This window comes from Oceaniferula marina, from assembly GCF_013391475.1.
Lineage (GTDB): Bacteria > Verrucomicrobiota > Verrucomicrobiia > Verrucomicrobiales > Akkermansiaceae > Oceaniferula > Oceaniferula marina.
Map to the genome: position 1 here is coordinate 461,554 of NZ_JACBAZ010000002.1, position 22,988 is coordinate 484,541.

The window sequence follows — 22,988 nt, forward strand, 5'->3', positions numbered from 1 at the left end:
TGCCCACATGGAAGAACGAAATAGATAGTGATGACGAATCAAATGACTCCGGATCTCCAGATTGTAGTAGGCTCACATGGTATCGATGTGTCGTTGAAGTTTGCTGTGGAATCGGCGGATGCCGGTGCAGAGTGGGTGGAGCAGGGGAAACGTTGGGTCTGTTTGTCCCCTCAACTTCACTGTGAAGTATGCTTGAGTCAGCTGGGTGACCATTGTGTCTATGAACTCCGGGTTTCCAACTGTGGAGATCGGCCTGTTGCGATTCAGGGTATGAGCCTGGGGCCGGATCGCGTGAAATGGACGCGTGGCTTGGACCAACCGCATGCACTTTATGCGTTGCATCCCCGGGTGACGGGTGTCAATGATTACGATGCGGATGAGGTGTTGGGCTTGCCCCCGCTTGCTGCATTACCGAAGGACGAGTGGCATGCCTTGAGTGAGCGCTGTGCCGAGTTGCCCCACCTTGAGGCTTTGGTTCTGACCGATGCTTGGGACCGCCCGTCCCTGGTCGAAGGCCCACTGAGCCAGAATCACGCGCATCAGCGGAAACGGGTGCGCTGGACAGGGGCGGGTCAGATCGATTTCGAGAGCACCTATCGGTTTATGGGCATTCGCGAACGGGTCTTGGCTCCGGGAGAATCCATTGCCGAATCAGGTTTTATCCAGTGTCTGCCGAATGGTGATTTGAACAACGCGCTGCGCGATTATTTGGATGCTTTGGTGGCATCCACTGGAACGCGAGCTCCTCTCAACCCGCTGGTTGATCAACGGTTCTTCTGCACTTGGAATAATTACATTTACTGGGAAGCGAATCAGGAAGAAATCCTGCCATCCGTTCGTAAGGTTAAAGAGAAGCTTCCGGCCGTGCAGTGGTATCTGCTCGATGACGGCTACATGGTTTCGCAAGGGTCATCCTCGAAGCTGGAGCGTAAGGAAAATGGTGAACGTATCCATAGCCTGGAGCGGGAGTTGCCGTGGTTTCATCATTGCCCCGGGATATCGTTTCTTTTCGATGGTGGCGAGGGGGTTGATGATGAAAAATTTCCGGACGGGTTGGACGGCTTCGCCCGCAAGGTGAAGAGCTTGGGTATGCGTCCGGGGATTTGGATCGGAATGGAGACCTCGCGTTACGCCCCAGTGGCGGTTAAGCACCCGGATTGGTTTATTGATATCGGGCATGAGTCCCACCTGTTACCCGACTTGTCTGTTCCCGAGGTTCGAGTTCAGATGGAGAAGGCCTTTAGCATTTTGTTTCACGATTGGGGGTTTGAGGCGGTGAAGATTGATTTTGTTACGCATCTAACTGATCACCCGAAGTTGAATTACCGATACCAGGAGAAGAGCGGGGCGGAGTTGAGGCGGTGGTTGTTTTCCACTGTGCGGGAGTATCTGCCCGAGGATGGATTTATTTCACTCGCCTGCTGGCTTTGTATGGGGTCTCCTTGGATTGCCCCCTGGGTGGATAGTTATCGGGACTCGATGGATGCCCGCGATGGCAATTGGCAAACCGTGCTGAGCAATGTGCGTTGGAGTATCCTACCAGCTCTGAGTGGTGGCTCCGGTCAGCCGATTCCCGATGCTGATAGCGTGAGTGTTTTCAAGGGGCTGGAGAAACAAGCCATGCAAACCTGGGTGAACTATGCGCGTGTCGGAGGCATGGTGCTTGAGGCGGGAGGTGATCTCTTGCGTTGGAGCGACAAAGAGGCGGCGCAGGTCAATGATAGCCTTATCGACGGGCAAGCGGGTGGTCGGGTATATTTTGCGGATACAACGTTTTGGTCACGCGATGGACTACCATGTGCCAGCTACCGTGCGCTTGATGATGAGAGCTACATCCTCGGACTCTATAACTGGCAGGATCATGAGACGAACGTCAGCCCCGATTGGGTCGGTCCTATTGGAGCATGCTCAAAATTCATCTCACTGCTAACCGAGGAGGTGCTTTCACGTGATGATCTTACCCATTATCGACTACCTGCACGCGGTAGCGCCCTCTTTCGTGCAATCTAACTAAATTTTACAAATTGAATATTTAACAAACAACCCAAACAACAGAGAAAAAATGAAGAAACATATCCTTAGCTATGGCCTGGCGGCTATAACGTTGACGAGTTCTCTTGGCCAAGCAGGGACATTCCATGTAGCTCCAGATGGTGACGACGCCTATCCGGGAACCAAAGCCAAGCCGTTTGCCTCCCTTGAACGGGCTCGTACGGCCGCCCGGCAGTCAAAAAAATCGACGGTTGTTCTTGCTGAAGGAACCTATCGCCGGACGAAGACCTTTGAATTAAATGAAAAAGATTCCGGGACGACTTACCGTGCAGAGGAGGGGGCCGAAGTCAGGATTACAGGGAGTATTGATGTGCCGTCCCGTGTGGTGAAGCCTGTTTCCAGTCCGGCGATCCTTAAGCGATTGCTGCCAGAGGTGAGTGACAAGGTGCTGGAGATTGATTTACACGCGTATGGAATCAAAGATTTTGGTGAGGTGGGGCCACGAGGTTTTCGTCGACCCTATATTCCGGCACCACTGGAACTGATTGTCAACGATCAGCCATTGGCCATTGCCCAGTGGCCGAACCCAGGCAAGCCGGGAGTGCGTATTGGTAAGGTGTTGGATCGGGGTTCGATCACTCGTAACGGAGAAAAACCGGTTCGAGGCGGAGTTTTTCAATTCGATACCGATCGTCCCGCGCGCTGGGCCAAGGCCAAGGATATTTGGATCACCGGACTTTTTCAAAATGGGTATGCCGATAATACGGTCAAGGTGAAGTCCATTGACATGGATAAGAAGACTCTCACTACCGTCCACCCACATATGTATGGCTTTTCCTCAGGCAGGTCGTGGAACCGCTGGACCGCCATGAATTTGATCGAAGAGATTGATCTTCCCGGTGAGTTTTGCGCCGATGAGGCATCAGGTAAAATATACTTCCTGCCGCCTGCGGGTCTGGAGATGGGCAAAGCCAAGTTGACGATCACGATGCTGAAAGATCCCATGGTGGCCATCGAAGGCGCAAGCGAAGTGGTGTTTGAGGGAATGATCTTTGAAAATGCCAGGGGGATGGGGGTTTATATTGAGCGGGGAGCTAACAACCGGATTCAAGCTTGTACACTGCGTAACTTCGGCATGGTTGCTGTCTGCATCGGTAAGGGGGTTTCTCCGGATCCGGATTACCGTCACGCATTTACCGGAAAACCCGTTTCTCGTGAACTCGGGTCTTGGCATGAACATATTTACGATAACATTCTCTTCGAGCGTGAGGCCGGAACAGGTCACGGAGTCGTGAGTTGTGATATCTACAATATTGGTGAGGGGGCGATATCATTGGGCGGCGGTGATCGAAAAACGCTCACTCCAGCAGGTAATTTTGTGAAGAATTGCGATATCAGTCATTTCAACCGCTGGGATCGGACTTACCGAGGAGCGGTGAATATCGATGGCGTGGGTAACCGGATTGCTCATTGTAAAATCCACCAGGCCCCAGCACTCGCGATTTATTTGCATGGCAACGATCACATCATTGAATACAACGACATTCACCATGTCATGATGGAGGGAGATGATATGGGGGCCTTCTACATGGGGCGTGACCCGACTGAACGAGGTAACATCATTCGTTATAATTATTGGCATCATCTTGCTCCGGCGCATATGACCTGGTGTCTGTATTTTGATGATTCTGGAGGAGACTCCAGCCAGGTGATTGGCAATGTATTTTATCGTGCAGGTAACCGCAGCAGTGTCTTCGTTGCTGGTGGCAGTGATTTTAAGGTGGAGAACAACCTGTTCATCAACTGCCGCAAGGCGATCGAGCCACAGAGGTTCCGTGGGCGCTGCGCTCCCATTTTCAAGGAGCGTATGGCTGAGGTTAACTATAATAAGGGGGTGTGGGCAGAACGCTACCCCGGGTTTGTCGACTACTGGGAGAAGCCAAGACCCCATAATAATTCCTTTAAGAATAATTGGATCACCAACGATCAGGACGAACGCTTCGTTAATCCAAGCGGTGGCGACTTCACGCTCAAGTCCGGTGCTGATAACGGAGTGGCCGAGTGGAAACCCATTCCGTTTGGCAAGATCGGATTGTATGTAGGAGACGGCAGGACATCACTGCCCTTTGGTAAGCCAACGATTCAGACTAACACCCTTATCTTTGAAGATGAGCTGGAAGTAAAACTGGATGTGCCGAAAAATGCAGAGGGCCTTGTCTACACTTTGGACGGAAGTGAGCCTGACGCATCTTCGAAGCGATACACCAAGCCAATCCGCTTGACCAAAACAAGCACTCTAACGGTCAGAGCCGTCGGGGCGGGTGAACACCCGGTGCTTAGCCCCTCAGTAAGCCAAACCTATACAAAAATCAGTCGGGAGAACTTAGTCGCAAAGATTAACTTTCAGCCTTCGGATAAGGCAGCGCCTGACGGCTGGCTGAGCGATGATGGGTCCGTATACAAAAAGCATGGCAAGGGGATCGCTTACGGTTGGAGCAAAGACAATCGTAAGGCCGCCCGCCGTCGTGGCAAGGTGGCCAATGATCTTACCGACACCTTGGTGCATTTTGCAGCCGGCAACCAATGGCAAATGGAATTGGAGAACGGGAAATACCAAGTGGTGGTGTGTTTGGGTGATTCAGAATTTCATTCGAACAAAGCCGTTTTGGCCATCGGTGCAAAGCAGGTTGTGAAAGGTGAGCATCTTCAAGCCAAGCAGTTTCGACTGTTGGCTTTCGAGGTGGAGGTCAAGGATGGCAAGTTGACGTTGTCTTCGGACGCCAGTACGCATGGACCTGACTTGACCCGTATGAACTATATCCTGGTTGAGAAGATGTAGCTTGAATGATGGGTTATCCATACACTTATACCAAGCAGTAAACAGACGGAACTCTCATGGATCACGCAGAGCTTTTCCAAATACCTCAACAACGATCAATCGTTTCGTCTGTTTTGCGGAGTGGTATTATACCAACTCAAAAAACTATCTGGTAGAATTTGAGGTGATCTCGTTTAACCATTGGCTTCGCAGGGAAAAAATTTCGGTAATTTTGGCTCTCTATTTGATGGGTGGCTCCGGGGTACTTTTCGGATCGAATAGATTGAAATAGCCGGTCCCTTTCAGATCCAGTCTTTGAAGCATAGGCTTCAGCCGCTTTTCAAAATCCGCGTAATCCTTCCCTTCCACGGGTGTCCATGTGGTTTCAGCCAAGGCAAATAATCGGGGGTAGATCAGGAAATCCGCCCGTTTTTTGTTGGTGACCTTTTCGGTCCAAAGCGCAAGCTGAATACCAAGCACTTTCGACCAATCTTTTTGGTTGAAGCCGTCCAGAGACTTGGGATAGTCATAAATATTGGGGGTCGAACAAAGTGTTTTCCACCGGCGGAGAATTCGGTGACTCTCGTGCTGCGCAGTAGATATATAACAGGGAATATGAGGGCACAGGATCACATCGTATCCGCTTTTAACAAAATCGTGTCGAAGTTTATTTTTACCATCCATCCACCAGATCTGCACAACATCTTCAGTGGGAACTTTGGCTGCTAGCATGTTCCCCCAGGAAACCCCCTTTTTTCCCAAGGCTTTGACCTGTGAGGCTACACGGCGGTGAAAATGGTTTTCCAAGTCATGTGTGTCCTTATAGGCATGCTTGGACATAAGCTCCTTAACTCCAGGAAGGGAAAGCCAATTCAGTTTGATAAAATGAACTTCATCTCCCCCGGTATGAATCCATTGACCCGGGAACAGACCGGCAAGTTCAGTAAATACATCATTGGTGAAGGTGTAGACATCTTCGTTCGCCGGGTTGAGTGTGAAGCCCGGAAGCCTTTTATTCCCACCACCCGAAAATTCGGGGTAAGCCCTGGTAATCGCCCCTGAGTGACCAGGCATGTCAATTTCAGGTATGATGGTGATATGTCGAGCCTCAGCATAGGCAACGATTTCTCTGATTTGATCCTGCGTGTAAAACGTACCCGGAGCACGCTCCGCCGTTAGCTTGGGGTGTTTTTTTATTTCAATCACCCATCCCTCTTGATCCGTCAAATGCCAGTGCAGTCGGTTCATTTTGCACATCGCCATATTATCGAGTAGTTCGAGAACATACGCTTTACCTAAAAAATGACGAGCCTCGTCCAGCATGATGCCGCGCCAGCTAAAGCGAGGGGAGTCGATGATGCGTGCCGTTGGAATTTGCCACATCCTGTCCTTGATTACCTTGGTGGATTCAATCTCCGGAGGTAGTAAGTGCCTGAGACTTTGGCTGCCATAAAAGAGTCCTGCGGCATCTTTTGCCACGATGTGGATTAGGTTTTTCTGAATGTTTATCTGGTAGCCTTCTGGTTTCAGATCCTTATCACCGGACAGTGAAAATGAAATATGGTTGTTTGTGGGTGGCGCAGCCGGAGAGGTTTGCACGACGAGATCAAACCCTGTGGCTTGTTTGAGAAACTTTGAAAAGTGGCGGGCACATGCTACCGCCTTTGGCTCTGTAGCGTGTATCACCGTCTTTGAGTTAAGCTCAAAGTGGCCCACACCGGCTCGATAAGATACTGGTTTAGGCGTAATCGGGCAGAGCGAAACGTCTGCGGCCCCTACTGTTTGGGCTGACCAAGCGGTGAAGAGGGTCACCTGAAGAGTAGCCACTACGAGGATCCGCTTGATTCGTGATAAAATATTCATTCTTTTGTTCGTAGGATTTATGATTTGGCGAAGGATGGGTGTGGTAGTGTAAAACTTTGCGCCACCCTCTCCGGGGTGCAAGTGCCCGTCCAAAGCTTTTAAATGAAAGTTCTAACACAGTCAAATAAGGCATTGAACGGAAAGAGCCAAACTACACATAACGAAAAAATCATCAACCTTCTTCTCTCCGACGGACTTGAAAATAGTCTCTCGAAAATTGCCGAACTCTTCTTGAATGCCGCCATGCTCCTTGAGCGCATCCACCATATTGGAGCCGGCCCCTACGAAAGGAATGCGGAGCAACGCACCGCCAATGCCTGCGATACACTCAACAGCCAGATCAAACGCCGCACCCGGGTCCCCCAATGAGGACTCGTTACTGCGTCTCGTCACCGCTTTGCTGATCGAAATCTCCGAGACCTGGGAAACAGGGAAATCCTACCTCAAGCTCAACTAACCAAACAACAAACAGAAGCAAAATTCAAACCTTCAACAAAAATAATCAGCCTCTTACAGAAAAATGAGAGAGCGGCGGTGCGTTCCACAGGAAAAATTTCGTAATGGCCCGCTGCTTGCGACAGAGGATAGAAATTTTAGCGTGCCGCGATTTTTATTCACAGATGCTGGCAATTTTCATGTCGCCGATTTAGACTCTGCCTATGGCATCAGCTATGGAGAAAGTTTTGAAAAAAGCAAGGCTGGCATTGCAGTCTTCATTTTTTTTTCTGTAACTGATGCCATGGTCAAAGTCTATAGAATTAACCATGAACATGACAAGTTTCTGTGAAGAAAATCCAAGAGTTCAATCCAAGCTTTCAACACCTAGACTGTGGACATCATTCCATACTTCTTGCGCCATCGGTGCCGGGTAGCCACGGATATTTGCTTCTGCTGACAGAAGCTCTCTTGGCTCATGTCACTGGCATCGCATTCGCGTAATAGAAGGGAGATTTTCTCGGGTTTGTGTCTTTTCTGTTTGTTCATGTTGTTTGGATTTGGATGTTACCAAATCCTCTCACTCAACATGGATCACTTTTTCTGGCGGCGGCCATGGTTATATCTGTCTGAATTATCGCTGAAACGATGTGAGACGCAGGTTTTCTAGAGCCTACTCTTCTTGCATTGAGATTTTGCCTTGCAACGCTACTTATCAGAGGGGCTCACTATTCTCGTCAACTCGAAGAAGTCGACATTGATCACCGCCTTTGATTTTTTCGTGTTCTTAAGACGAATCAACACTTTGTTGGCCTCTTCGATGCGGATGCTCTTCAATGCTATCTCTTGCGAAAGCTTTCCTAGGGTCGCTGTCTTGTAACTTGCGGATACTTGAGCTGCATCATTCTCCACAATGGCATACGACACTTCGATCTGAGATGCAGTCTTACCAGCTTCATGCCCAATCGAAAGTTGATACGTTCCAGGTGCCATATCGACAACAAACTCAACATAGCTTCCAGCCCCCTTAATGAGCGCAGCCGATAGGACCTTGCCCCCTGAAGCCTGCCTAGAGCTACCTACATAATGATAGTTTCCGCGGCTTCGATACTCAGCAGAAGTTTGACGCGCTACACTTTCAGCCTCCAGTTTCACCCTACTTTCAACACGAGGTACAGAAAAAGTCAAATGCTCTGATAGTTTGTCAATCACCGCCTGGCTTTCCTTTTTAGCTGCTATATTTCGAAACTCGTGAGGATCATTTCTGAGATCATACAGCTCGACTTCTCCTGTAATCAACCTTGTCATTCTATACTGATTGCTCAGCACTACATCATAGCGGACACCATCTTCTTCATGTGACATGACCACTGGCTTGTCCCACTCAAGCTCTGACTCATCGGGATCTATCAACTTACTCAGGTTTCGCCCGTCCAAAACATGCGTTTTAGGAAGTTCTATCCCCATCTCAGAAACTAAGGTGGGGTAGAGATCGAGCAACGACACGGCATGGTCACAGCGCCGATCTTTCGCAACCCCAGGGCCCGCTATGATGAAATGTGAACGACAAGAATCGTACCATGGCTTAAACTTCCCCCATCCGCCTTTCTCGCCGAGCATGAAACCATGATCACTCCACAACACAATGTAGCCGTTTTTTGAATGAGGTGATGCATCCCAGGCGTCGAGTAATCTACCGAGCTGTTCGTCAGCGAAAGTAACTGCAGCCAAATACGCTCGCGCGAAATTCTTATCTTGACCCGCATCAACCAACTTCTGATGATATCCTTTATCAAACTTCGCTTTATTGCGTGCTAACAATTTCAGCCTTTCTGGAAGATCGCCAATGTCATTGTTTTGCATCTTCGGCATCTGAAACTTATTCAAGGGGTGCATCTCAAAGAAGCGCTTTGGCAGTATCCATTTCACGTGAGGCTTGTAAATCCCAACGCAAAATAAACTGTGTCCTTCCGAGGACTGTATCTTCTTAATACCCCAATCAACCATCAGCTCATCTGGCATTTTTTCGCCAGGCTTAGCGTAAGCCCATCCAAGAGGCCCTGACGAAAATCCAACACCGGGTAATTTTGTGGGCTCCTTCTTCTTTAAAGGTAGGTATTCCTCAAATTCGCTGTCATTCCTACCATGTAGATTTTTCCCACACGCATAAGTTGCCCAACCGTTATCCGCTAGGTGTTTAGGTAAAGTCCTTGCGTTCTTGGTGTAAAATTTCCATTCCTTCGCCCAATTGAAGTTTGATACGGCTCCTGACTTCGATGGGTGAATTCCACTATAAATAGCTGTTCGCGAAGGAAAACAAACTGGCGAAGGGCAAATGGTGTTTGTGAACACAGTGCCACGCTTCGCCAAACGATCCAAATTTGGGGTTATAGCTTGCGGATGTCCTCTTAAGACAGTCGTCCAGTCGTTCAAATCATCGATGTTTACCATCAACACACTAGGTTTCTGATAAGTATTATCTTCACGACCAAACCCGATTTCGGATAAAAACAGGCAACAGCCAAATGTAACTAGCAATTTCATAATTTAATTTCCTTTCTTCATTTCACGTTGCCATGCCACAAGCTTCTGCTTTAGCTCAGCGACTACTTCTGGGTTATGCTCAAGTAGATTATTCATCTCACCGATATCCTTTGATAGATCATACAGCCGCCAGCCAATCACTGAATCCACAATCTGCAGACGAGAATTTGGGGGTTTATCTGTGTGAACGAGTTTCCACTTTCCTTGCCGCACGGCTTGTTCACTGTGCGTAGCCCAAAACAACGGACGTTCCGCCAACAACTTCCCATCGATTGCCTCGATAAGATTGGTTCCATCCATCTTAGCATGACCTGGGTGAGTTAACACTTTGGAAAACGTCGCGAAGAGATCCGTAGACATTACCGGCTGCTCGACGGTCCTAGCCTTCTTCCCTGGCCAACGCACTACCATCGGAACTCTCACACCACCTTCGTCCAAGGTATACTTGCCACCTTTCAATGGTATGTTGTTAGCATAGGTTACTAACGATCCACCATTATCACTAAGCAGCACAACGACTGTGTTTTTACCAACCTCCGCTAAAACCTTATCAATCTCCTTGTCCAGCAAATGTAACTGTCCTCGGTAGTAATCACGCCCATGCTGGTCATTTGGGAAACCTATCTTCTTTCTCCAGTGCCAATACTTCTCATCCTTAGGTTGGAAGTCGGCGAGTTTCGGCAGCTTATGGGCTTTTAAATAGCCATCTGGCAACTGGTGCACGTAATTATGCACTGCGTTGAATGACAGCATTAGAAAGTAGGGCTTTTCTGACTGCTCGTTGATAAAGTTGCGAGCTCTCACACCAAACATCTCGGTGAGAAATCCATCACATTGTAATCGTTTTTTCCCGTCCCATAACGCCCCCTGATGCACCATATCTCCCTTGAAAGAATAGGCATCGCGATGACGAAGGTAATGCTTCGTTCCTCCTGAAAACCCAAAGAAAGTCTCAAATCCGTGATTCATCGGGAAATCTCGCCCGTCTGTTGACTTATTCGTAGCACCATAGTGAAACTTTCCCACATAGCCTGTGCGATATCCCTTCTCTTGAAACATCTCCCCTAAGGTCGGGACGTCTGCTGGCAACCCTTTGCTCGTATACCAATACGTCCCAAACCGTTGCTGATACGCACCAGTCATCAAGCCTATGCGCGAGGCATTGCAAATCGGCGAAGTCACGTAGGCCGCGTTAAAGCTCACACCCTCGCGAAACAGACGGTCCATCGCAGGCGTTTTCACCTTCGGGTCCTTCGACCACAGCCCGACGTCATTGTAACCCAAGTCATCTACCACGATCATAACCACATTTAGCGGCGCTTCTTTAGCCTGAGCTGACATACTCGCTAGCCCAAGTATTCCAAATATTGCAAGTTTCCTCATCATACTTAGAGAATGTCTTACCTGCTACTGGTTAACACAACAAATTTTATGACCTAGGTCTAGGTTTTGGCTTTTTTTCTTTTCTTCTTAGTCTCAGGATTAGGAGCACTTGCTCGCTCTTTTCTGATGTCAGATTGCATGATCCACTTCTTTTTCTCTATGAGCATTTGCTGAACGTTTTTCAAGGTACTAGCGTGCTCTGGATCTTTCACTAAGTTAACGAACTGCTGCGGATCTTTGACCATGTCATAGAGCTCAGCTCCATTGTCACCGTTTGCGTATTCAATATAGGCCCAGTTCTTGGTGCGCAGCAGCATGCCGCGACCATTCATAGACAGGGCTGCATCACGGACACTGTGGGCCGGGTCATCGAATGTCTTATAGAGGCTCTTGCCTTGAATGTTTTTTGGGATATCAAGACCACAGGCTTCGCTGATCGTGGGGTAGAGGTCTACCAGCTCTGTTAGAGTGTGGCAAACAGTGGCTTCTTTCCCTGGTACTTTGATGATCATTGGGACTCTAGCAGACTCTTCATGAACGCTAATTTTCATCCAGAAGTTGTGCTCACCTAGATGGTATCCATGGTCGCTAGTGAAAATGATGATAGTATCGTCTTCTAAACCTTGTTCCTTCAATGTGGTTAGTACTTTGCCGACCTGTGCGTCCATGTGCGCCACTGCGGCGTAGTAGGCTGCCACTGCTTTTTTCTCCTGAAGTGGAGTGACCTTGCGTTCGCTGCTAGTGAACTGCCCCAAGCCAGCTTCTGGGATATCCTCGTGATCTCCTTCTACTTTTTTAGGCATGACGACCTGATCGATAGGGTAGGCCTCAAAGTATGATTTAGGGGCTACGAATGGGACATGTGGACGAACAAAGCCAACAGCTAAGAAAAAAGGCTTGTCCAAGCTCTGCTTATACTCCTTCAGTAATTCACAGGCTTTGTCCGCAGCTTGAGCATCGGCGTAAAGTTCATCCGCTTCACCGCCTTTAACATACTGGAGGTGGTTGCCGAATTTTACAGGTTTGGTTCCGTCTGGATTACGTTCGAGCATTTCGCCTTCCCCCTCCATATGCATTTCTTGAGCTTTGACGTTGTGGCGCTCGTTCCAGGAAAGAGCGTCATCAGCGCCATTAGAGCCGCTACAGATATTACCAGGAACATTCATGTGGAAAATCTTGCTAACACGGGCGGTGTGGTAGCCGTTGTTTTGAAAGTGCTGCGTCCAGGTGATGCGATCACCAATTTGTTTGCGCCCGCTGGCGTAACCCATAGCGCCACTGCCCAGTGGGTAGTAACCTGACATTAATGAGGCACGTGATGGGCCGCAGACCGGGAACTGGCAGTAGGTGCGAGTGTAGCGAATGCCTTCAGTGGCAAGCTTGTCGATATTGGGAGTTTTACTGGCTTTGTTCTCATAGCATGACAAGGCTCTAGCTGTGAGGTCATCAGCAATGATGAATAGAACGTTCTTCTTTTTCTCAGCGGCAGCACTGAACGTACAGCTAAGCAGTAAAGCTCCAGTTAGAATTTTTAGGTGTCGGTGTATCATATAATCGGTGTGCGTTATTAATGGGCAGTATTTAGGGCTGCATAGCGAATCTCGAGCTAAAGAAACATTTCTTACTCGATTGGGTGATTTTTTGGTCTACGTATTTAAGTGATGATGGCATCCTTCCAGTTTATGGTCCGCCTTGAATCGATTGATGGGTGATCTTACTTCTACTTCTTTTGATAAGGCTTAGCCGCAATCATAGAGTAACCCCGTCAAGCGGACAGTTCAAAAGTAGATCATTGTGGTGAAAATTCGGGAACCGCTTCCCAAGTTCCCAAATACTGAATTTTTGTTCATATAATCCTGCCATACCCTCTAAATGTCCTGACCGCCCGGAAATAACACAAACTTATAAAATTTGTGTTACTTTACCCTTCTGGTTACATATTATCAATATCGATGGAGAGTTCTCGACAGGATCTGGATAATATCAAGCTGAGCCAAACAGGTGACCTGAATGCGTTTGGTGTGCTAGTGCGGGCCCATGAGGGCTGGCTTCGGGCTTGGTTGAGATCTCGACTCGCTGATTGGACGGCGGCAGACGATCTCGCGCAGGATACCTTTGTGACAGCATTTCTGAAAATCCGTGATTTTCGGGGTGAGGGCAGCTTTGAAGCGTGGCTGCAGCGTATTGCCCACAACCATATTCGGAATTATCGCCGGAAAATGCGGGAGGAATACATCGGAGGCGATCCTGAACTTCAGGTACTTTTAGCAACGGATGATCCGAATGAAACGGTCCACGGTAACGCATCACTCGATGCCCTGCACGAATGTCTGACACTTGTGGCAAAACCCGAAATCAAGCTGCTCAATGATCGTTACGCCCTTGGTAAAACCTTGCGAGAGGTTGCTCAGGAAACAGGGGCTGGCTATTCCGCTCTGACGATGAAGTTTCATCGGCTCAGACAGTCCCTCGCAGATTGTATTGAAACTAAGTTAAACCCGAAAACACCATGAATAAGAAAAACCATATTTTGGCATTATTGGCTCTTGTGCAGGACGGTGAGGCGACACCAGTCCAGGTCTCCGAGTTAAAAGAGGTCCTGCGTGAAGATGCGTCTCTCCTTGAATTGGCTAGAACGCAGAACCAAATGCATGCCCGGCTCAGTGTTATTCTTGAGGACGAGGTCTCCAGCGAAAGAAGAGTTCAGGGCATTTTAGACAGCCTGAAGGATGCCGAGACGAATCAGTTTGTCGACAGGGTAGGGCGAAGGTTGAGTCTGCTTCGCTGGAGGAAGTGGGCGATGACTGCTGCAGCATTGGTGATGATTGGTTTGGTTTCAGGGATATATTTTTATCAGCACAGGTCGGCTCAGCACAGGTCGGATCAATCCGTGATGGCAACTTTGCAGCGGGCTATTGGAGTGCAGTGGTCAGGTGCCGCTATCGGCAATGGTTCGGTGCTCACGGCTGGGGCATCGGTAGAGATTGAAAAGGGTCTGTTGGAGTTCGAACTGGCCGGTCGAGGTCGACTGATCGTGGAGGGTCCCGCCCAACTGAATTTTCCGGAAGACGGGCGTGCCATTTTACATCAGGGACGTGTCGTAATGCGGGCCACGGAGAAAGGGCGCGGCTACAGGATAGAAACGCCTCAAGGCAAGATTATCGATATTAGTACCGAGTTCGGTGTTGCCGTGCTTTCCAATGGGCTGGTGGAAACTCACGTTATCGAGGGCAGTATCGAGGCAATTTCTAACGATGGTAAACGTGTGACTTTGACCCGCAATGATGCTATGGAAATGGGGCCCGATGGAGGCAAGCTAATCGCTGCCGATGCCGGTCAGTTTTATACCCTGATGCCGCCTCCGTCCGAATCGAAACCCGAGTTTATCCACTGGTCATTTAACGAAGCCGAAGGCAACATCGCTCACAGCCGGGGTGAGTTGGCCGCAACGATAGCAAACAAAGCCGATATGATTTTTCACAAGATGGGTCAGGGGGCATTACCATCAAGGGTTCCGGGGCCGACCCCTGAGGCGGGAAATGCCCTGCGTTTTGACGGCAAGGGGAGTTATGCCGAGAGTGGTTACCGTGGTATTGGCGGCGGGAAACCCCGCACGGTATGTTTCTGGCTTAAGGTGCCTGAAGACTTTTCTGTGAGACAGGGATTTGGAATTGTATCCTGGGGAAAACATCCTCTTCCTGGTGAGGTCTGGCAGCTATCGGTTAATCCACTGGCTAAAGATGGCCCCATCGGGCGACTCCGGTTGGGCCTTGAGGGGGGGCAAATCATAGGTTCGTCCGACTTGCGTGACGGCAAATGGCATCACATCGGTGTTGTCATGTATGGAGGGGGTCAACCGAATGTGGGGACCCATGTTATTCTTTATATTGATGGTGAACTGGAGCGTCTATCTCGCAGATCTTTGCAGGAAGTCCGCACAGAAATCGATCAGGCCACGCACGGTGTCTGGCTTGGACGTAATGTCGTCTATTTGAAAGATCGACCACACCCGCACGGCGGTTTCTTCCGTGGTGAAATTGATGATCTCTACATCTTTGATGCCTCATTGAGTCAGAGTGAGTTGCTGCAATTAATGGAGGGAAACTGAACGACCCCGGGCGATTCTATCTGATCCAGGGAGTAACATTCTCCGAGAAGCCCTTCTCCAAGTCTGCCAATCCAGCTCAATTCAACGGCCCGCCCCTAAAATCGGGCCGCTAATCCCGCCATTGTTTTCAGGAATTGAGGGTGATTTGGGCGCTTGCATGAAAAAAATGCAATTCCATGTGTTACTTTTTGCGTGCCGTTACTTCTTATATCTAAGAGAGAACATTTTAAAGTTCATCTTGAAGCGCCGAGATCACGTCTGCAATGATAGATTTAAGGCCACAAACTAACATGAATCAAACGATATGAAAACAAACTACCATCAATCAAACGATATGAATAATTTGAACCAGGCAAGCACCTGGGGCAATTATATGACCCGTTCCGTATCACTCACCGTCCTAGGCCTCGCACTGAGTTCAGCTTCCCATGCCGCAGTCCTCGTCGAATATCCGTTTGCCGGTTCATTGGTCTCAACCGACAGCTCGATCTACTCGTCCGTGTCCACCTACGACGTGCGCTCCGCAGCCATCGGGGCGGCTGACGACCCCGGCACGGACTATGACGATGACTCAGCTATCTCAGGCAATGACGGTGTCTTCATGCGTGCGCAGAACACCCCCACCAACACCAGCCCGGTTGGCGTATTCTACCACTCTTTCAGTATGACGGTTCAGAACCTCGGCGTGGGTGAGATTCTCAATCTCACCACTCTTGACTTCAAGTATTACGCGAGCAGAATCGACGGAACCTTCTCCCTTGGTCTCTATTCGGATGCGGTCGGATACACCGGCACGGGCGACAAGCTCACCACTACCACTAACATCAACGCCAACGAGGGATCCACCTTCAGTATCGACCTGACCTCGACCAACACGGTTGCAGGCACTGCCTTTACCGGCCTCACCAACGGCGATACGATCGATTTTCGCTTCTATTTCGCCGACAATGCCTCCTCCATTAACACCGATAACCAAATCCACCGTCTCGACGATATCTCCATCAACGGGGTAGTCACAGCCATTCCCGAGCCATCCTCCGCAGCGCTGCTCGGACTCGGCCTCCTGACACTCTGCAATCGTCGTCGGCGCTAGTTAAAGTCATAAAAATTGGGAAAGGCTGGCGTCCCTGTGTGGGTTCCAGCCTTTTTCCTAGGTGACCGCACTCCAGACACTATCAGATCAAACCATTTAATAGGGTTCAATGAATCATTGTACCCTATCAAATGACATTCACGGTGTAAGAGTGGTTGTTGAAATCCGCTAAGATAACCCCTCAAATTTGAGTGGAAAATATCCCAACCTTAAAAATATATGAAAATATACCTACTAGCCTTTACCTGTCTTTTCACCGCGTTCTCCACGGCTGATGCAGAAGAGCAATACAGCGGTGTTTACCCGCACCTGACAATGTATAACAATGAGGGCGAGTGCGGCACCGGCGCTGTGGTTCCGTGGGCGGGGAAACTCTGGGTGATTACCTATGCCCCACATTTGCCAAAGGGCTCATCTGATAAGCTCTATGAAATCACGGCTGACTTGAAACAGCTTATCCGACCCGAGAGCATCGGTGGCACACCTGCCAACCGGATGATTCATCGTGAATCTAAGCAACTTTTCATCGGACCCTACGCGATCGATGCCGAAGGTAAGGTCCGCGTGATTCCTTATGATAAAATGCCTGGACGGCATACTGGCAATGCAAGGCACCTAACTGACCCTGCTGGCAAGATTTACTATGCGACCATGGAAGAAGGGCTCTATACCGTTAATGTGGATACATTGGCCGTGGAAGAGCATATCAAAGATGGGAACTCTGGAATCAAAGTGGTTGGAGAGGGTGTGAAATCCATGCTGCATGGCTATCACGGGAAAGGACTCTATTCCGGACAGGGGCGTGTGATCTATTCCAATAACGGGATGAAGAGTGGAGCGGCCAGGAAAAACCCCACAACGACATCCGGTGCCCTTGCTCAATGGTTTGGTGAGGGCGACTGGCAGCTCGTCCGAAAAAACCAGTTTACCGAAGTCACTGGACCTGGTGGAATATATGGAAGCAAACACCCCGCAACGGATCCCGTCTGGACCATGGGCTGGGACGCGCGCTCACTTCTTCTCGGGCTGCTTGAAAACGGAGAATGGACGTTTTACCGCCTGCCCAAAGGCAGTCACTCCTACGATGGTGCTCACGGCTGGAATACCGAATGGCCCCGTATCCGCGAAATCGGAGAAGATGATTTTCTCGCCACTATGCATGGCACCTTTTGGCGCTTTCCGCCAACGTTCTCTACAGCCAATTCGGCTGGCATTGTTCCACGTTCCAACTACCTCAAGGTTATCGGTGATTTTTGCAAATGGAACGACCGGATCGTCTTCGGTTGTGATGACTCAGCCAAAGCGGAATTTCTGAACACGCGGACTTACAAGGCCAAACACGGGGCCGCTAGGCAGTCCAACTCCAACCTCTGGTTTGTTGAGCCGACGCAGCTCGACACCCTCGGCCCTCTCATCGGACGCGGTTCCGTCTGGTTGCGCGACGACGTCAAAGCCAATGTCGCCAGCGACCCCTACCTCTTTTCTGGCTATGATTATCGCCAACTCTGCTTAACGCACTCCAGCTCTTCACCTGTCACCTTCACTCTCGAAGTGGATAAGGAAGGGACTGGCAAATGGACGACGCTCCGCAACATCACAGTCGGCTCTAACGGATCGGCCATTCACCAGTTCACGGCAGAGGAAATAGGCGAATGGATTCGGCTCACGGCGGATCAGAATGCCACCGGTGTTAGCGCCCATTTCCAATTCCGCAATCGCGACCTGCGCCCGGCGATAAACGATTCGTTGTTCGACGGTATTGCTACTCTGGAGAAGACTGCAACTACCACCGGCGTAATGCGTAGCCTCGCTTATGACAAACTGGGCATCGCGCTCACGGATGGCGGCTACTATGAGCTGAACCCGCAAATGGAGTTCACCAAAGTTAATGATGCTAAACAGGCTGCAGCATTGATCAAAGCGGTCAAACAGCCAGCCAAGGCATTTCGCGTCGATGCAGCATCGGTGATACTGGAAGAAGACGGGCAGCGCTATCGGTTTCCGAAGAGTGATCGCTATACATCCCCATCCTCGCCACCTGTAAAGCTCGAGAACCTGGCCGCAGGGGCAAAGGTTGTCGCCAGTTCAACACACCAGACAGACTTCGCCGCCGCAAATATTGTGGACGGTAAGACGGGGGAAGATTCCCGCTGGATTTCCAAACAGTCCGGTGAAAAATGGGTCGAGATCGATCTCGGTGAAACAAAGCAATTTCGTAGTATTCAAATCATCACCGGATGGAAGCGTGAAGCCAACTACAGCGTCGACAACATCGCAGTGCAAACCAAGGTGGATGGCGCATGGGAAACACTCCCGGGAGCTGAAATTCGTGATAATCAATCGATAGAAATCACCATTAATTTGCCGAAGCCTGTTTCCGCGCAAGAGTTGCGATTGGTTTCGACTGATCAGCGGCATGTTCGCATTTACGAAGTGGCACTCTACAACCAGATCCTGCAACCAGCCGTCACTGAAAGTCTGGCGCGGGTCTGTCGTGAAGTCGCCACCGAGCGCGATCTGCTCAACCTGCACGGCACCTTCTACGAATTGCCTGCTCGCAATGCGCAGGGCGTCGCCAAGGTCCGCCCCGTGGCGAGTCATAACCTTGCCATCCACGATTTCTGCTCCCACAACGGACTGCTTTACTTCACCGGGTTGGACGCTGAAACAAAGAGTAGGCACATTCTACGCAGTGCAGACGGCAAGGCCGCCATCTGGGCAGGTGTGGTCGATGATCTTTGGAAGCTCGGCAAGCCGCGTGGGCAAGGCGGCCCGTGGAAAGATTCGCAGGTCAAAGCCGGCGTCCCGTCCGATCCCTATCTCATGACTGCCTACGACGAAAAAAGTGTCGAACTCTCTGCTGAATCGGATGCGCGTATCACATTAGAAGTGGATCTTGATGGCACAGGTCTGTGGGTGCCTTATAATATTTTCGAACTCAAAGCCGAAGAGACCGTGACGCACAATTTCCCAGAAGGCTTCAGCGCCTATTGGGTGCGTGCAGTGAGCGATGCCGACACTACAGCAACTGTCTGGTTTAAATATGAATAGTTTGCTGAAACCGATTGTCGCCGCCGTGTTCGCGTTGCTCCCGGTTTGTTCTCTGGGAGCTGCGCCCGTGGGGGACGATCTGGGCTATGTCGACCTGTCCTACACGGGGTTGGCCAAAGTTTCGTATAAATCCGGAGGAGCAACGTTCACACGAAAATACCTTTGTTTCCGTTAACCATCATGCAACAAGTAAAGACAATGAAAATAGACCTGATTAGCCATATTTGTAATCATCTTATGCTCGGCCTGACTATAGGCTTCGCATTGCTTATGGACAGCACCATGGCATCTGTGTTGCCCAAAACGGATCAACCGAATATTATCATTATTATGACGGACGATATGGGGTTCTCTGATCTCGGTTGCTACGGCAGTGAAATCAAAACACCCCACCTTGATACTCTCGCCCATAAAGGTATTCGCTTTACCCGGTTCTATAACACGGGACGCTGTTGCCCAACCCGTGCCAGCCTCTTGACCGGTCTATACCAGCACCAAGCAGGTGTTGGCAATATGACGAATGACGCGGGTCCAAGCAAACCGGGTTATCGTGGTAGGTTGATGGAACGTTGCGTCACGATTGCTGAAGTTCTTGGACAAGGCGGATACAGGACTATTCAAACAGGCAAGTGGCATGTGGGCGACAAGAAAAAGGAGTGGCTGCCGTCGGGCCGAGGTTTTGACCGTAACTACAGTTGCCCTCAGGGTGGTGGGTTCTACTTCCGCCCATCGGCATTTAAAAAAGAGCGTCATGTAGTCCGTGGGAATGAAGTCCTCTACAACAAACAGAAGGATCCTCCCGAAGGTTGGTATGCCACCGATGCGTGGACGGACGAAGGCCTCAAGTATGTCCGCGAAGCGGTTGAAGAGAAGAAGCCATTTCTATGGTATCTCGCCCATAATGCCCCGCATTACCCACTGAAAGCAAAGCCGGAAGATATCGCCAAGTACCGTGGTAAATACAAAATAGGGTGGGATGCGATACGCCAGCAACGCTACGAAAAACTCATCAAACTTGGCATCATTGACCCGAAGTGGAAGCTCTCTACCCGCGAGAAAGGCATTCCCGCATGGGACAGTCTTTCAGAGAAGCAGAAGGATGAGCAGGATCTAAGAATGGCAACCTATGCCGCCATGATTGACTGCGTTGATCAAAATGTTGGAAAGATCGTGGCAACCTTGAAGCAGCTAGAGGTTTACGAGAACACACTGATTCTATTCCTTCATGATAATGGCGGATGCGCCGAAGGTGGAACCATGGGTAGAAATACAGGTAAAGGCATTTGTGGCACAGCGGAATCGTTTGCTCTTTACGGAGCATGCTGGGCGAATGTGTCTGATACGCCGTTCCGGAAGTATAAAAAATTTATTCACGAAGGTGGCATTTCCTCACCGTTGATTGCCCACTGGCCCAAAGGTATCAATGCCAAATTAAACGGAAAACTTACCTCTGAACCCACCCACCTTATTGACTTAATGGCTACCTGCGTGGATCTATCTGGCAGCTCCTACCCAGAATCCTTTAAGGGAAACGAGATCATTCCTATGGAGGGAGTCAGCCTTAACCCCATCTTTCAAGGGAAGCAATTTAAACGCAACGCACCTCTCTTTTTTGAACATGTTGGCAATCGAGGAATCCGTTACGGCAAGTGGAAACTTGTAGCCGTCAAAGGAAAACCATGGGAACTCTACGATATGCAGGCCGACCGAACAGAACGCAACAACATGGCAAAAGAACTTCCAGAGAAAGTAAAGGAGCTGACGAACCTTTATAAAGCGTGGGCCGAACGGAGTTTCGTTACAAAAAACATGAACTTTATCAAGTATGATGAGTTTAAGAGCCCCATTATCAACCCCTTATCAACTCATTATCAACTCATTATCAACTCATTATCAACTCATTATCAACTCATTATCAACCCATGAAAGCCCTTCCCGCCACCTTACCAAAAAAGGAAATTTCTAGCAGTATGTTTTATTTAGCTGTATGTTTTATTTTAAACAAGAGCCAACTCACTATGATAAAAAAAGTAGCTCAAATGGGCTTGGTGGGGCTTTTGACAAGCTCTGCTTTAGCGGGAGAGAAGCCAAATATTATCTTCATTTTTGCAGATGATATGGGGGTGGGCGATGTGTCGCACACCACGGGGAGGGCCCCAACGCCGCATCTCGACCGACTAGCCAAGGAAGGCATGCAATTCACGGACGCGCATACAACCTCCTCTGTCTGCACACCATCACGCTATGGGCTGCTCACTGGCAGATACAACTGGCGCACGCGATTGCAAAAATGGGTGTTCAGCAAGCCAGAGTGTCAGCCTTTGATCAAGGAAGGTGAGTCTACAGTGGCTTCGCTGTTGAAATCACAAGGGTATGATACTGCTATCGTAGGAAAGTGGCATTTGGGGATAGGTTGGCACATTATTGATGGCTCCAAGCCTAAGAAAGGCCAAACAGGGCCTGGATGGAACATCGACTACATAAAACCTGCTGTGACACCAACTTCGAATGGGTTTGATTATTTCTACGGGATTGCTGCTTCGTTAGATATGCCCCCGTATGTATATATTCATAACAACAAAGCCATACAGGTTCCGTCTGTTTCAAAGGGTGTTCCATCTATCAAGGGCGGGATTGCTCGGGTTGGTGCTGCGGCATCTGATTTCGAAGCCAACGAGTGCCTCAAAGTGTTTGCTCAGAAATCGGTTGAATATATCAATGAGCAGAAGAATTCCGAGAGGCCGTTCTTCCTCTATCTGCCACTGACCTCACCACACACACCGATTGTGCCGAGTAAGGAGTGGTTAGGGAAATCACCAATCGGTAAGTATGGCGACTTCTTGATGGAAACCGATTGGGTTGTTGGGGAGGTGTTGAAAGCCCTTGATGACAACCAGCTTGCGGCGAATACGTTGATCATTTTTTCCACTGATAACGGCTGCTCTCCCGCTGCTAATATCAAGGCTCTCCAAAAGAAGGGACATTTTCCGAGTGGTGAACTACGAGGCCACAAGGCGGATATTTATGAAGGGGGGCATCGAGTTCCTACAATTGCTCGATGGCCGAAGGTGATCAAGCCAGGTACTAAGACTGATCGTCTCACCACCCTTGCGGATTTCTATGCGACCTGTGCTGAGATTACTGGGGTCAAGATGGCTCCTAAGGCAGGGGTGGATAGCGTCTCGTTTCTACCGTCTTTGAAGAACCCAAAGCTAGTCGATCGTAGCGCGATAGTGATGCACTCCGCTACTGGTTCCTTTGCGATCCGTCAGGGTGACTGGAAATTATGCTTCTGCGGTGGCTCTGCTGGTTGGAGTAAACCGGCGCAAGCTCCTCCTGGAGCACCAAAGTGGCAGCTGTATAATCTAAAGGATGACTTGGCGGAGACCAAGAACCTCTACGATGAACATCCTGAAAGAGTGAAAGAGCTCCACAGTCTGATGCTGGAATACATCACGAATGGGCGTAGCACTCCTGGGCCCAAGCAGGCGAATGACGTCAAGGGGGTCAGTCTCGGAAAAGAAAAGCGAAAGAAGTCAAAAACAAAGAAGTAAAGTTCATGAACTTTACACCCTTTATATGTGCCTTGGCAGTGCCTTTAATCAACCACGGCAAGCATAAATTCAGCTCCATCATCGGTGGCCGGTCAGGTGAAGCCTGTAGCTTGACATCAGTGCGTAGGCAAGGCCTACTGTCCCGAT

The 22,988-nt window shown here is 49.6% G+C and carries 16 protein-coding genes; 11 read left to right on the plus strand and 5 right to left on the minus strand.

What is annotated here, in order from left to right:
- Positions 1-30 precede the first annotated feature (30 nt).
- Together HW115_RS06455 and HW115_RS06460 are read left to right on the plus strand one after the other, a co-directional pair.
- Positions 31-2,010 (plus strand): alpha-galactosidase, encoded by a 1,980-nt coding sequence (locus HW115_RS06455; RefSeq protein ID WP_227021366.1) that lies wholly within the window; start codon positions 31-33, stop codon positions 2,008-2,010.
- 52 nt (positions 2,011-2,062) lie between these two features.
- Positions 2,063-4,831 carry a right-handed parallel beta-helix repeat-containing protein gene (locus tag HW115_RS06460; RefSeq protein ID WP_178931772.1) on the plus strand — a complete coding sequence of 923 codons (2,769 nt, stop codon included), beginning with the start codon at positions 2,063-2,065 and terminating at the stop codon, positions 4,829-4,831.
- A 219-nt stretch (positions 4,832-5,050) separates the two neighbouring features.
- Here HW115_RS06460 and HW115_RS06465 read toward each other — a convergent pair whose 3' ends face one another.
- A complete protein-coding gene (locus tag HW115_RS06465; protein WP_178931773.1) occupies positions 5,051-6,673 on the minus strand; it encodes a beta-N-acetylhexosaminidase in 1,623 nt (540 codons plus the stop codon).
- A 102-nt stretch (positions 6,674-6,775) separates the two neighbouring features.
- Between HW115_RS06465 and HW115_RS06470 the strand changes: the two genes are divergently transcribed.
- Complete coding sequence (locus HW115_RS06470; RefSeq protein ID WP_178931774.1) at positions 6,776-7,042, plus strand: hypothetical protein; 267 nt, start codon at positions 6,776-6,778, stop codon at positions 7,040-7,042.
- Positions 7,043-7,193: 151 nt separating this feature from the next.
- Complete coding sequence (locus tag HW115_RS06475) at positions 7,194-7,460, plus strand: hypothetical protein (protein WP_178931775.1); 267 nt, start codon at positions 7,194-7,196, stop codon at positions 7,458-7,460.
- A 35-nt stretch (positions 7,461-7,495) separates the two neighbouring features.
- Here HW115_RS06475 and tnpA read toward each other — a convergent pair whose 3' ends face one another.
- The 4 genes from tnpA to HW115_RS06495 all read right to left on the minus strand — a co-directional run bounded on the left by tnpA (position 7,496) and on the right by HW115_RS06495 (position 12,585).
- On the minus strand, positions 7,496-7,657 hold the full coding sequence (tnpA, locus tag HW115_RS20320) for an IS66 family insertion sequence element accessory protein TnpA (RefSeq protein WP_178931776.1): 162 nt from the start codon (positions 7,655-7,657) through the stop codon (positions 7,496-7,498).
- 159 nt (positions 7,658-7,816) lie between these two features.
- Positions 7,817-9,652, minus strand: coding sequence for a sulfatase-like hydrolase/transferase (locus tag HW115_RS06485; RefSeq protein WP_178931777.1), 1,836 nt, complete (start codon positions 9,650-9,652; stop codon positions 7,817-7,819).
- Between the two features lie 3 nt (positions 9,653-9,655).
- Positions 9,656-10,993: a sulfatase-like hydrolase/transferase gene (locus HW115_RS06490; RefSeq protein ID WP_178931778.1), complete on the minus strand. Its 1,338-nt coding sequence runs from the start codon at positions 10,991-10,993 to the stop codon at positions 9,656-9,658.
- 101 nt (positions 10,994-11,094) lie between these two features.
- Positions 11,095-12,585, minus strand: a complete 1,491-nt coding sequence (locus tag HW115_RS06495; protein WP_178931779.1) for a sulfatase — start codon at positions 12,583-12,585, stop codon at positions 11,095-11,097.
- A 402-nt stretch (positions 12,586-12,987) separates the two neighbouring features.
- Here HW115_RS06495 and HW115_RS06500 point away from each other — a divergent pair, with 402 nt between their 5' ends.
- From HW115_RS06500 to HW115_RS06530, 7 genes are all read left to right on the plus strand, one after another.
- Positions 12,988-13,548 carry an RNA polymerase sigma factor gene (locus HW115_RS06500; RefSeq protein ID WP_178931780.1) on the plus strand — a complete coding sequence of 187 codons (561 nt, stop codon included), beginning with the start codon at positions 12,988-12,990 and terminating at the stop codon, positions 13,546-13,548.
- Entirely contained in the window at positions 13,545-15,143 is a 1,599-nt protein-coding gene (locus HW115_RS06505; protein ID WP_178931781.1) for a LamG-like jellyroll fold domain-containing protein, read from the plus strand. The genes HW115_RS06500 and HW115_RS06505 overlap by 4 nt, the downstream gene beginning before the upstream one ends.
- A gap of 334 nt (positions 15,144-15,477) precedes the next feature.
- Positions 15,478-16,236, plus strand: a complete 759-nt coding sequence (locus tag HW115_RS06510; RefSeq protein ID WP_178931782.1) for a PEP-CTERM sorting domain-containing protein — start codon at positions 15,478-15,480, stop codon at positions 16,234-16,236.
- A gap of 219 nt (positions 16,237-16,455) precedes the next feature.
- Positions 16,456-19,287 carry a discoidin domain-containing protein gene (locus HW115_RS06515; RefSeq protein WP_227021324.1) on the plus strand — a complete coding sequence of 944 codons (2,832 nt, stop codon included), beginning with the start codon at positions 16,456-16,458 and terminating at the stop codon, positions 19,285-19,287.
- Complete coding sequence (locus HW115_RS06520) at positions 19,280-19,462, plus strand: hypothetical protein (protein ID WP_178931783.1); 183 nt, start codon at positions 19,280-19,282, stop codon at positions 19,460-19,462. The genes HW115_RS06515 and HW115_RS06520 overlap by 8 nt, the downstream gene beginning before the upstream one ends.
- Positions 19,463-19,467: 5 nt before the next feature.
- Complete coding sequence (locus tag HW115_RS06525) at positions 19,468-21,213, plus strand: arylsulfatase (RefSeq protein WP_227021325.1); 1,746 nt, start codon at positions 19,468-19,470, stop codon at positions 21,211-21,213.
- The gene (locus HW115_RS06530; RefSeq protein WP_227021326.1) at positions 21,210-22,841 is read left to right on the plus strand and encodes a sulfatase family protein; all 1,632 of its coding nucleotides are present in this window, start codon (positions 21,210-21,212) and stop codon (positions 22,839-22,841) included. Before HW115_RS06525 ends, HW115_RS06530 begins: the two co-directional genes overlap by 4 nt.
- The last annotated feature ends 147 nt before the right edge of the window (positions 22,842-22,988 follow it).

Excerpts from the sequence above, each read along its gene's own strand:
- HW115_RS06455 (WP_227021366.1), top strand. The coding sequence starts at position 31 with ATGACGAATCAAATGACTCCGGATCTCCAGATTGTAGTAGGCTCACAT.
- HW115_RS06460 (WP_178931772.1), top strand. The coding sequence starts at position 2,063 with ATGAAGAAACATATCCTTAGCTATGGCCTGGCGGCTATAACGTTGACG.
- HW115_RS06465 (WP_178931773.1), bottom strand. The coding sequence starts at position 6,673 with ATGAATATTTTATCACGAATCAAGCGGATCCTCGTAGTGGCTACTCTT.
- HW115_RS06470 (WP_178931774.1), top strand. The coding sequence starts at position 6,776 with ATGAAAGTTCTAACACAGTCAAATAAGGCATTGAACGGAAAGAGCCAA.
- HW115_RS06475 (WP_178931775.1), top strand. The coding sequence starts at position 7,194 with ATGAGAGAGCGGCGGTGCGTTCCACAGGAAAAATTTCGTAATGGCCCG.
- tnpA (WP_178931776.1), bottom strand. The coding sequence starts at position 7,657 with ATGAACAAACAGAAAAGACACAAACCCGAGAAAATCTCCCTTCTATTA.
- HW115_RS06485 (WP_178931777.1), bottom strand. The coding sequence starts at position 9,652 with ATGAAATTGCTAGTTACATTTGGCTGTTGCCTGTTTTTATCCGAAATC.
- HW115_RS06490 (WP_178931778.1), bottom strand. The coding sequence starts at position 10,993 with ATGTCAGCTCAGGCTAAAGAAGCGCCGCTAAATGTGGTTATGATCGTG.
- HW115_RS06495 (WP_178931779.1), bottom strand. The coding sequence starts at position 12,585 with ATGATACACCGACACCTAAAAATTCTAACTGGAGCTTTACTGCTTAGC.
- HW115_RS06500 (WP_178931780.1), top strand. The coding sequence starts at position 12,988 with ATGGAGAGTTCTCGACAGGATCTGGATAATATCAAGCTGAGCCAAACA.
- HW115_RS06505 (WP_178931781.1), top strand. The coding sequence starts at position 13,545 with ATGAATAAGAAAAACCATATTTTGGCATTATTGGCTCTTGTGCAGGAC.
- HW115_RS06510 (WP_178931782.1), top strand. The coding sequence starts at position 15,478 with ATGAATAATTTGAACCAGGCAAGCACCTGGGGCAATTATATGACCCGT.
- HW115_RS06515 (WP_227021324.1), top strand. The coding sequence starts at position 16,456 with ATGAAAATATACCTACTAGCCTTTACCTGTCTTTTCACCGCGTTCTCC.
- HW115_RS06520 (WP_178931783.1), top strand. The coding sequence starts at position 19,280 with ATGAATAGTTTGCTGAAACCGATTGTCGCCGCCGTGTTCGCGTTGCTC.
- HW115_RS06525 (WP_227021325.1), top strand. The coding sequence starts at position 19,468 with ATGCAACAAGTAAAGACAATGAAAATAGACCTGATTAGCCATATTTGT.
- HW115_RS06530 (WP_227021326.1), top strand. The coding sequence starts at position 21,210 with ATGAAAGCCCTTCCCGCCACCTTACCAAAAAAGGAAATTTCTAGCAGT.